Raw genomic sequence first — 9,310 nt, 5'->3', positions numbered from 1 at the left:
TAACAAGGGAACAGTCAAACTAGGAGCCGTGTGAGGTGAAAGTCTCACGCACGGTTCTGAATGGGAGGGGAGGTCGGTGACGACCTTCTCGACCCCTAATATTATAATTTCGTCGTCAATCCTATGATTTTGCCAGGTAGTACCGTTCGAGTCACCAATCCCGATGATACCTACTATAAATTTGAAGGTTTAGCCCAGCGTTTAAGCGATGGGAAAGTGGCCGTTCTTTTTGAGGGGGGCAACTGGGATAAGTTAGTCACCTTTAATCTCTCGGAATTAGAAGAACTAATTATTGCCCCGGCTAAAGGCAAAAAATAACCATGCGTCCACCCTTACCGCAATTAGCCACGGATAACCGCCATCCCGATCATATCGCCGAAGTTATCGAGACGACGACGACCGAGTTCTTAGCGCAATGTTTGGAACCAGAGGAGTTAAACTTTCCTTTTATGCCCGCTTTTGGTAGTTGGGTAAAAGCCTACGATGAAGAAACGGGTAATAAGATTTTTGGGATTGTCACCTTTGCCACCACTGCCCCCATCGATTCGGTACATCGTGCTAGAGCTTTGGGGTTATCTTTGGCTGAATTGCGGGAACAACAGCCGCAGATTTTCGCTATGTTAAAAACGGAATTTCGGGCAACTATTGTCGGTTTTGAAACCCTGCCAGGACAATTTAATGGCAATGGTTCCGGGCGAGGTTATATCTATCAATATATTCCTCCCCGCCCCCCACAAATTCACCAGGCAGTTTATCAATGTGAGTCGTTAGAAGTGGTTTATTTTAGTGAACAATTAGACTTTTTAAGAATTTTATTACAGGTCAAAAATACTCCCGTGGAAGCTTTGGCAGCCGCTTCTATCCGTCAGATGTATCAATTGCGTCAAGCCGATCGACAATGGTTAGTGAATGTGGGCAGACAGTTAAGTGTTTTACTTAAAGATGATTATGATCGCTTGCGTTATATTCTCAGTCAAATTCATATTAGTCCTTAGATGATTCGGCGTTGCTGATTTTAATTATGAATTGTCTTCTGAGCAATTCTTCAAACTCCAAACCAAGTTAACTTGTGGATACTTTGTACAATTAGCATTCATATCTGGATTGCTGCAAAACTGATACCTGATAAATGGACAACTCTTATTCTCAATTAACCGAAGACTTGCTGAAATTGGTGCAACATTTGCCCCACTTAAAAGATGGCAAATGGATTCAAAGATCTCTGGAAGCAATAGTCAGAATTGCCGAGGAGGAAATCGATCGCCTCGATTGGAAAATTCTAACCTATGCGATCGAAGATTTAGAAAAGGGATTTCAGGTATTTTACCCCTACCGTCACATTCGTAAACTGACCATTTTTGGCTCGGCACGCATCAAACCCGATAGCAGTGAATACCGTCTGGCAGTAGAGTTCGCACGCTGTATCAGTCAATACGGTTTTATGGTGTTAACCGGTGCTGGCGGCGGTATCATGCAGGCAGGGAATGAAGGCGCCGGACGGGAAAATTCCTTCGGATTAAATATTCAGCTACCCTTTGAACAGGGGGCTAATCCCTATATCATAAATGATGCCAAATTAATCGATTTTAAATATTTCTTTACCAGAAAACTATTTTTTCTGCGGGAAAGTGACGCAGTAGCTTTATTCCCCGGCGGTTTCGGCACCCAAGATGAAGCCTTTGAGACGCTTACCCTCTGTCAAACCGGTAAATACGGACCTGCACCCCTAGTATTAATTGATGAGCCTGATGGGGATTACTGGCAAACTTGGCAAGAACAAATTAGTGAAAATCTGCAAAAAAGAGGACTGATATCCGCCGAAGATCGGAATTTTTATACTATTACCAACGATCTAAACCACGCTTGTCAAACAATTCGCCACTTCTATCGGGTCTATCACTCCAGCCGTTTTGTGGGAGAATCCTTTGTTATTCGTCTTAATCACGAACTAAGCGAGGAACAGATCGAACAAATTAACCAAAACTTCGGCGATATCCTAGTTAAAGGGAAAATCGAACCCAGTCAAATTCTAGAACGAGAGAATCGGGATTCCAGCCACCATTTACCTCGTCTAGTTTTTTACTTCAACGGCAAGAGTTACGGACGCTTGTATCAATTAATTGATCACATCAACGATTTAAGTCCTGTAGTTGCCCTTGAAGAGCATCCCGAGAGAAAATAAATACTAGGCCAGAGTTTCTGGACAGTATCCTAAACCCTTAGTAAATTGTTGCCGAAAAGCCTCTATATCTTGCTGATCCGGGGTACCATGGGAGACGATCGCCACTTGGTAACGACGCATGACATCAATGGGGGATTGTCCCGTTTCCAAACTCCAAAAAACCATCTGGAGACGCATTTCCGGTTGATAGGGAATCCCTAACTCATTCATGTAGGCGCGAAAATCCCCGTGTTGGCAAGGAGTAAGCATTTGATTAAACTTTACCTTGACCACCCAACCGTTAATCTGATGAATAACCGTCATGACGGAGGAGGGTAGATGAGTCATCGATCGCAGGTACTCGGTGACTCGTAGCGTTAAACTAGCGTTAGCAAGAAAATAGAGATAGTCCATATTGGCCGCTGGGATGTTGGCTAACAGTCACGATTAGTGTTATATCTCTAGTCTGACGATAAACCGTTCCAGATACCAAGGGGAGAAATCCCCGATTTAGTGAAGTTCGCTTGGGTAGAATTACCCGACTTTTGCGAAGATCTTTATGATGATAACGACGATGATCCCTGACCAATCACTCTCCAGCTACGATTATCACCTTCCTCCGGAGTTAATTGCCCAAAATCCCGCAGAACCCCGAGACAGTTCCCGTCTTTTGGTGGTAGATTCTCCTAATAGTCATAATTTGGCTATTTTTCGGGATTTACCTACTTGGTTAGAGCCGGGGGATTTGTTGGTTCTCAACGATACCCGCGTGATTCCGGCCCGTTTATTTGGTCGTAAAACCACCGGCGCACCCATAGAAATATTACTATTGGAAGAACAAGATGACCATCGTTGGTTATCTCTAGTGAAACCAGGAAAACGCTTTAAAGTCGGTTCAGAAGTCCTTTTTTATCCGAAAACAGGGCGAACGGAAAACAAAGAAAAATTATGGTTAGCGAAAGTAATCGATCGAGATCTGAACACCAGTGGTCGTCTGCTGGAATTTCAACGTCATCCCGGACGCAGTTTTTGGGATATGTTGGAGGAGTACGGTCATATTCCTTTCCCCCCCTACGTCACCGAATCAGAGGCAGAAGAAGACCGTTATCAAACAGTTTACGGTTATAAACAGGGTTCTGTAGCCGCTCCCACGGCTGGATTACATTTTACTCCCGAATTATTCCATAAGCTCGCCCAGAAGGGTATAGATACCACCTATATCACCCTTCATGTGGGAGTGGGAACCTTTCGCCCCGTGGAAGTGGAAAATATTACAGAACACCTAATGCACCGGGAATTTTTAGAGATTTCCGCCGAAACTGCCGAAAAAATTGCCCAAACAAAGGCTAGAGGTGGCCGGGTTATCGCCGGAGGAACTACGGTAGCTCGCGCCTTGGAAGGGGCAATTAAAGAAACTAAGAGCGATAAAGTAACCGCTTTTCAGGGAAAAACGAATTTATTTGTCTATCCGGGTTATCAATGGCGAGTTATCGACGGCATGATCACTAATTTTCACCTACCCAAGTCCAGTTTGATGATGTTAGTCAGTGCCTTAGTCGGACGGGAAAGACTATTGGCATTGTATCAAGCAGCTATCCAAGAGCGTTTCCGTTTCTATTCCTTCGGTGACGCTATGTTAATCCTACCCAGCGCTTGCAGCAGTAATCGGTAAGTAGGGTTTGCGGCAAAAAGCTTTTCCTGGTGGCAGGGTGTGGGGTGTGGGGTGTGGGGTTTTACCGATTTTGAGGTAGTCAGTTACCTAATTTTCAGGGAAAAAGTCCCAGAATTTTCCCCCCGATCCCCGCAATGGCTGGCACTTTTTGAGGGAAAAAAAGTCTAAAAGTTTTGTCCAACAAGGTTTTTAGATTTATTCAGCAAACCCTAAGTAGTTGGACAAAATTACATCCACACCCCAGAAAGAAGGAGGGCTAGAACTGCGGAAAGGGCAACAGGAAAGGGGAAAAATATGTATAAGCGGCCCGCGCATCTAAATTGGTCTAGGTCGATTATCGAACCACCTCTAGCCTGTTGTCTATCCTAACCAAGAAATGAAAAGAAAAGACATTAAAATCGGTCGCCGCTATTCTAGCAAACCCCTGCAAATATTTTTAATTATTGCCTTCATCGTCGCCGCTCCCTTTGCTATTTTTTATCTTATTGCCTTGGCCTATCTCTGGCAAGGCGATCGACTTTTGGCCGCGGGGGAGAAGGAATCGGCTCTGTCTGCTTACCGAACAGTTTTATCTTTTGACGAAAATTCAGTCCAAGCCCATATAAAAATCGCTCAGGTCTTGCAAAGTCAAAAACGCTATTCTGAAGCCTTACAAGCCTATGATCGTGGCTTTATCGTTAATCATAAACCACCGATGGAACCCTCCCAAAGTAATTATTTAGTGGCTTTGGGGGATATCTTCGCGCAGGAGGAAAAATGGTCAGAGGCGATCGATGCTTACCAAAAAGCAATGATCATTAAACCAACTTTTAAAGCGCAATTTCAGCTAGGAAAAGCCCTCTATAGTTTACAACGTTGGGATGAGGCGGCGAAAGCTCTGCAAGCAGCGGTTTTTCTCGATCCTAGTCAGGGAAAAGCCTATTTTTATCTGGGAAAGGCCTACAGTGAACAGCAACTCTGGCCAGAGGCCAGTTATGCCTATCAGCAAGCTCTAGAATTGATACCTAATCAGGGTGAAACCTACAAAAAATTAGGAGAAACCCTAGCAAAACAGGGGAAATGGGAGGAAGCAGAGCAAATATATCGACAGGCTTTAATTTACGCTCCTAAAGATGGGGATATTTATAATTATCTGGGCAAAGCTTTAGCGGAACAGGGAAAACTAGAGGAAGCCATGGCAGTTTTTCAACAGGCGCGGCAAATTAGCCCTAAAAATGCTAAGATTTACCAAAATCTCTGTTATATCTATATCAACAACGGTCAGATCGATGAGGGTCTAAATTGGTGTCGGCAGGCCGTAGAAATTGATCCCAATTTATCAGAAGCTAGATTTATTTTACAGGAAATCCAACGGGGGCGATTAATTCACGACAATCCCGAATTATTAAAAATGCCAGAGATAATTCCCAGTGTTAAGAGTGATCCTCTGGTGAATTTAAAACGCTCAATTGTTAAAATTGTCATTCGCGGCAAAAATAAAAATGGTATCGGCACTGGTTGGTTATTAAAACGAAATCAAGACACAGCTTGGATCTTGACTAACCGCCATGTGGTGACGAATTCCCGTCAAGAAATCGATGCAGGATCCCGCATTTTTGTGGAGTATTATAGCCAACCACCCCAAGGAAAAATCCGCAAGCGTTCAAAAGCTAAAATTCTCCACGCTACCCCCCCTAACGATTGGCTCGATTTAGCAGTATTAGAGGTAAAAAATCCCCCACCAGATTTAAAACCTTTAGCTTTAGCACCCCTACCAATTGCCCCTAATCAACCGGTAATCTCGATCGGTAATCCTTTTAATCAAAAAGATTGGACTGTCAGCAAAGGCACGGTTAATGATAATAACGAAAAATCCTTAAGTTTGTCCATGTTTGTCGTTTCTGGACAGTCGGGAAGTCCAGTTTTAAACGATAAAAATCAAGTGGTGGGAGTGATTTCCCAAGCGGGTTTATTTTGTCCCAATCCCTCTACTCCTAAACCCCTAGAAAATGCCGTTAAATTAGGCTGCGGTTTAGCAATTCCCATTGACAGAGTGCGAGAAAGGTTAAGGGAGTGGCAAGTTATTGTCAAGTAAAAATATGACAAATTTAATGATTAAGTAGGGATCATCTTATATTTAATTTCACCTCGCTTGCCCTGAACTAACTACATCCTTGCCAACTTGTTCGGCTAAAACTTCCCCAGTAAACTCGGCAATGGCAGCATCATAGTTTTTCACTTGATCGCACCATTGGAATTGAGAAGATAACTCATATAGCCTTTTTTCAGATCCTCCGGCTTTTCCCACTGATTTCTTGGCAAGCTTGCTGATTTAGCGATCGCCACCCAAAAGGCAATAACTAAGAAAAATTTGATAATCTTTTTCTGATTCATTAGACAGCTTTGGGGGTAGATTTATGGCTGTCATTGGGGAAAATAGATTTTATTTCAATTAAATAATAGCCTAAAATACAGGTAGCGACCACATTTTTTCTAACCGTTATCAGTCTGATATTTAGAGTGATATAAGCTATCGGTTCCGATCTATACAATCTGTCAGTATTTGCATTTCGTAGGGAGTGATTGCGTGTTTTGGATCATTTTCTGGAATACCCGCCTCAGATGCACAATTTTTTACAAGCTTTGTCGCTGGATCATCCGCTTGTTGATATTCATCCCATTCTGAAGATGAGGGGGAATATGTTTCCTTTTGAGTTTCTGAAGATGAGGGGGAATATGTTTCCTTTTGAGTTTCTGAAGATGAGGGGGAATATGTTTCCTTTTGAGTCGGAAAATAACTATCGTTTATCCAAGCTAATGCGAACCCACCCAAAATAGTAAAAAAAATTATCCTCTTTATTGTTAGCGACATAACTCTATCCTGTTTTTTACAATAGCGTTACTATCCTACTTTAGTCAAGATAAGGGTTTAAAGGTATAGTGGTTAAATAAGAAAATAACCAATCTCCCCATTTTTCCCTCTCTCCAAGAAAAATTAATAAGAGTTAGACATAAGCGGGAATAGAATACATCCAATCTTATCATTATTTTTGACAAGAAAAACATAAAGAGTAACGAAGATCCTTATTAACCGCGAAAACGAGAGATGGTTTTCACCTGTCCTGGTGTTGCCTGATAACTGATAACTGATAACTGATAACTGGTCACTGATAACTGATAACTGCTATGCTACTCTAGGCAGAAAACCATTCGATCGAGAACACCGTGGCTAACCAAGAAGCAACTTCCCCCGCTATTCGTACCCCCTTATACAACTTAATTGCCCAACAAACCAGCAAATTTACCCCTTTTGCGGGTTGGGAGATGCCGATACAGTTTAGCGGCCTAAAAATCGAACATAATGCTGTCCGCAACGGTGTCGGGATGTTTGACATTTCCCACATGGGCAAATTTATCTTAACTGGAGATAATCTGGTTCAATCTCTCCAAACCCTAGTTCCTTCTAATTTAGCCCGTTTAAGGGCAGGAAAGGCACAGTATAGCGTTTTACTTAACCCAGACGGTGGCATAATCGATGATATTATCTTTTACTACCAAAGCGAAAGCCAAGGCGTATTAATTGTTAATGCCTCAACCACCGATAAAGATCGAGAATGGATTTTAGGCAATTTAGAGGGTTCGGGGGTCAAATTAAAGGATTTATCCCGAGAAAGGGTCTTAATTGCCCTGCAAGGACCAAAGGCAGCGACAATTTTACAGCCCTTGATCGGGGAAAAATTAAGCGATTTTGGCCTGTTTAATCACTGGGAAAGCCAGCTTTTCGGGGAAAAAGTTTTTATCGCTAGGACCGGTTACACGGGAGAAGATGGGTTTGAAATTATGGCCCCCCCTGAAATCGGGCAGCAACTTTGGACAGAATTCTTAAATTTAGGGGTGACTCCCTGCGGTTTGGGAGCCCGGGATACCCTGCGTTTAGAGGCAGCTTTAGCCCTTTATGGACAGGATATCGACGATAGCACGAGTCCCCTAGAGGCTGGCTTAAATTGGTTGGTTCATCTGCCAGAAAAAGGCGATTTTATCGGTCGCAATGTCCTCGAAGACCAAAAACTTAATGGTGTCAATCGGCGCTTGGTGGGATTGCAGATGTCTGGCAAACATATCGCCCGTCACGATTATCCAGTAGTATTCGCTGGGGAAGTGGTGGGTAAAGTCACCAGTGGCACTTTATCACCAACTTTAAACACAGCGATCGCTTTAGCCTATCTTCCCACACCTTTCGCCTCGATCGGACAGGCGATCGAAGTGGAAATCCGCGGCAGCACCCACCCCGCTACCGTAGTCAAAAAACCCTTTTATAAAAGTAAAAAGTAACGTAACTACCGAGGTCTTGACAAATTAGGAAAAAACCAGAACTTCCCCCTTGAGAACTTGAGTAAGAACTTGTTTGTTCTTTGTTCCTTCTTAAGTCCGTCTGTTGAGGAGGCTGAGAACTATTCTGAGTATTTAATCCCAGTCTCCTCTCCAGCTCGGCTATCTTTTCCCGCAGAGCTTGATTTTCCTTGTCTAATGCATAAATGAGATGCTCCCGAATTGACTCTTCAAAGCCTTGCCGTCGCCAAGACTCCTACGAATGATCAGCACTGATGATCACACAAAGTCGAGAAGAGCAGCTTATCTTCTTGCTTAACATCCTAAACTTCCAGAAGAGCCGCTTATCTTCTCCCTTAACATCCCAAACTTCGATTGTCACTGCCGAAACTTACCCATATACTTGTGAACAAGTTACAACTATAGAGTAAATGCTAAAGTTTTCCCTTTAACATTTCTCTGGAAAATACTTTGAATAATTGAATACCTTGGCTTATATACCGTGATTTTATCAAGGTTATTTTGAGTGCAAATAAGATAGTTGTAATTGCTAAATGACAATAAATCATAAGCTTTCGGGAAATACCGAAAAAAGACCTGGCTGGGTTCCCCCGCTCCTAGGATAACCAGATAGTTATCAAACACAATTATTGTCCTCAAAACAAGGAAAAAAATGCCGAAAACTCAAAGCGATAAAATCGCCAATCCTATAGCCGTTGTCGGAATGGGTTGCCATTACCCTGGTGCCAAACAATTAAGCGAACTTTGGGAGAATATTTTAGCGCGTCGTTGTCAATTTCGCCAGTTTCCCGATCAACGTTTACCACTCTCGGAATATTATGATCCCGATCCCGCCACTCCCGATAAAACCTACGGAACACGCGGGGCCTTCATTGATGGCTTTCAATTTTTTTCATAATTAGGGGTTTCAAGACCCCCCTAGCTGGTGCCGAGAAAACCTTCACCAGCTAAGTATTTTTACTCAAGTCTCTGGAGGGGTACAGCTTATGTGACAGTTGAGGGTGCGGAATGTGGGATTTTATACAAAAGAACGTGCGATTACCCTGTAAATTGGCTCATATACCAGGGTGAGAGCATCTCAAACGCCATTAACAATTGGCCAATTTTGTGACAAACTCGCTGTGTATGCATTTCAATTGATACCAATC

The 9,310-nt window shown here is 43.0% G+C and carries 11 protein-coding genes; 7 read left to right on the top strand and 4 right to left on the bottom strand.

The annotated features are described in order from the left end of the window. Positions 1-123: 123 nt before the first annotated feature. The 3 genes from H6G40_RS06900 to H6G40_RS06890 all read left to right on the top strand — a co-directional run bounded on the left by H6G40_RS06900 (position 124) and on the right by H6G40_RS06890 (position 2,182). Positions 124-318, top strand: coding sequence for an NAD(P)H dehydrogenase subunit NdhS (locus H6G40_RS06900; protein WP_002732940.1), 195 nt, complete (start codon positions 124-126; stop codon positions 316-318). A gap of 2 nt (positions 319-320) precedes the next feature. After that, positions 321-995: an HAS-barrel domain-containing protein gene (locus H6G40_RS06895; RefSeq protein ID WP_002732419.1), complete on the top strand. Its 675-nt coding sequence runs from the start codon at positions 321-323 to the stop codon at positions 993-995. A 134-nt stretch (positions 996-1,129) separates the two neighbouring features. Then, on the top strand, positions 1,130-2,182 hold the full coding sequence (locus H6G40_RS06890; RefSeq protein ID WP_002733478.1) for an LOG family protein: 1,053 nt from the start codon (positions 1,130-1,132) through the stop codon (positions 2,180-2,182). A gap of 3 nt (positions 2,183-2,185) precedes the next feature. Here the strand turns inward: H6G40_RS06890 and H6G40_RS06885 are convergent, their stop codons facing one another. Beyond that, positions 2,186-2,575 carry a hypothetical protein gene (locus tag H6G40_RS06885; protein ID WP_002733765.1) on the bottom strand — a complete coding sequence of 130 codons (390 nt, stop codon included), beginning with the start codon at positions 2,573-2,575 and terminating at the stop codon, positions 2,186-2,188. Between the two features lie 160 nt (positions 2,576-2,735). Here H6G40_RS06885 and queA point away from each other — a divergent pair, with 160 nt between their 5' ends. Next, entirely contained in the window at positions 2,736-3,833 is a 1,098-nt protein-coding gene (gene queA / locus H6G40_RS06880; protein ID WP_069474033.1) for a tRNA preQ1(34) S-adenosylmethionine ribosyltransferase-isomerase QueA, read from the top strand. A gap of 376 nt (positions 3,834-4,209) precedes the next feature. Then, the gene (locus H6G40_RS06875; protein WP_069474034.1) at positions 4,210-5,907 is read left to right on the top strand and encodes a serine protease; all 1,698 of its coding nucleotides are present in this window, start codon (positions 4,210-4,212) and stop codon (positions 5,905-5,907) included. A gap of 140 nt (positions 5,908-6,047) precedes the next feature. On the opposite strand, the gene H6G40_RS06870 is transcribed toward H6G40_RS06875, so the two are convergent. Further along, entirely contained in the window at positions 6,048-6,206 is a 159-nt protein-coding gene (locus H6G40_RS06870; RefSeq protein ID WP_155117891.1) for a hypothetical protein, read from the bottom strand. Positions 6,207-6,342: 136 nt separating this feature from the next. Beyond that, positions 6,343-6,684, bottom strand: coding sequence for a hypothetical protein (locus H6G40_RS06865; RefSeq protein WP_069474035.1), 342 nt, complete (start codon positions 6,682-6,684; stop codon positions 6,343-6,345). A 353-nt stretch (positions 6,685-7,037) separates the two neighbouring features. On the opposite strand from H6G40_RS06865, the gene gcvT reads away from it, so the two are divergent. Next, complete coding sequence (gene gcvT, locus H6G40_RS06860) at positions 7,038-8,144, top strand: glycine cleavage system aminomethyltransferase GcvT (RefSeq protein ID WP_002732746.1); 1,107 nt, start codon at positions 7,038-7,040, stop codon at positions 8,142-8,144. Here the strand turns inward: gcvT and H6G40_RS24130 are convergent. After that, positions 8,113-8,349 carry a hypothetical protein gene (locus H6G40_RS24130; protein ID WP_396680327.1) on the bottom strand — a complete coding sequence of 79 codons (237 nt, stop codon included), beginning with the start codon at positions 8,347-8,349 and terminating at the stop codon, positions 8,113-8,115. The genes gcvT and H6G40_RS24130 overlap by 32 nt on opposite strands. A 465-nt stretch (positions 8,350-8,814) precedes the next feature. On the opposite strand from H6G40_RS24130, the gene H6G40_RS06855 reads away from it, so the two are divergent. Beyond that, on the top strand, positions 8,815-9,060 hold the full coding sequence (locus H6G40_RS06855; protein ID WP_069474036.1) for a beta-ketoacyl synthase N-terminal-like domain-containing protein: 246 nt from the start codon (positions 8,815-8,817) through the stop codon (positions 9,058-9,060). Positions 9,061-9,310 lie beyond the last annotated feature (250 nt).

Origin of the sequence: Microcystis viridis FACHB-1342 (assembly GCF_014698335.1) — a bacterium.
Taxonomy (GTDB): Bacteria; Cyanobacteriota; Cyanobacteriia; order Cyanobacteriales; family Microcystaceae; genus Microcystis; species Microcystis ichthyoblabe_A.
This window is presented reverse-complemented; position numbering and strand designations above follow the sequence as displayed.

Bases quoted from the DNA above. Each gene is read 5' to 3' on its own strand.
- H6G40_RS06900 (WP_002732940.1), top strand. From the start codon at position 124: ATGATTTTGCCAGGTAGTACCGTTCGAGTCACCAATCCCGATGATACC.
- H6G40_RS06895 (WP_002732419.1), top strand. From the start codon at position 321: ATGCGTCCACCCTTACCGCAATTAGCCACGGATAACCGCCATCCCGAT.
- H6G40_RS06890 (WP_002733478.1), top strand. From the start codon at position 1,130: ATGGACAACTCTTATTCTCAATTAACCGAAGACTTGCTGAAATTGGTG.
- H6G40_RS06885 (WP_002733765.1), bottom strand. From the start codon at position 2,575: ATGGACTATCTCTATTTTCTTGCTAACGCTAGTTTAACGCTACGAGTC.
- queA (WP_069474033.1), top strand. From the start codon at position 2,736: ATGATCCCTGACCAATCACTCTCCAGCTACGATTATCACCTTCCTCCG.
- H6G40_RS06875 (WP_069474034.1), top strand. From the start codon at position 4,210: ATGAAAAGAAAAGACATTAAAATCGGTCGCCGCTATTCTAGCAAACCC.
- H6G40_RS06870 (WP_155117891.1), bottom strand. From the start codon at position 6,206: ATGAATCAGAAAAAGATTATCAAATTTTTCTTAGTTATTGCCTTTTGG.
- H6G40_RS06865 (WP_069474035.1), bottom strand. From the start codon at position 6,684: ATGTCGCTAACAATAAAGAGGATAATTTTTTTTACTATTTTGGGTGGG.
- H6G40_RS06855 (WP_069474036.1), top strand. From the start codon at position 8,815: ATGCCGAAAACTCAAAGCGATAAAATCGCCAATCCTATAGCCGTTGTC.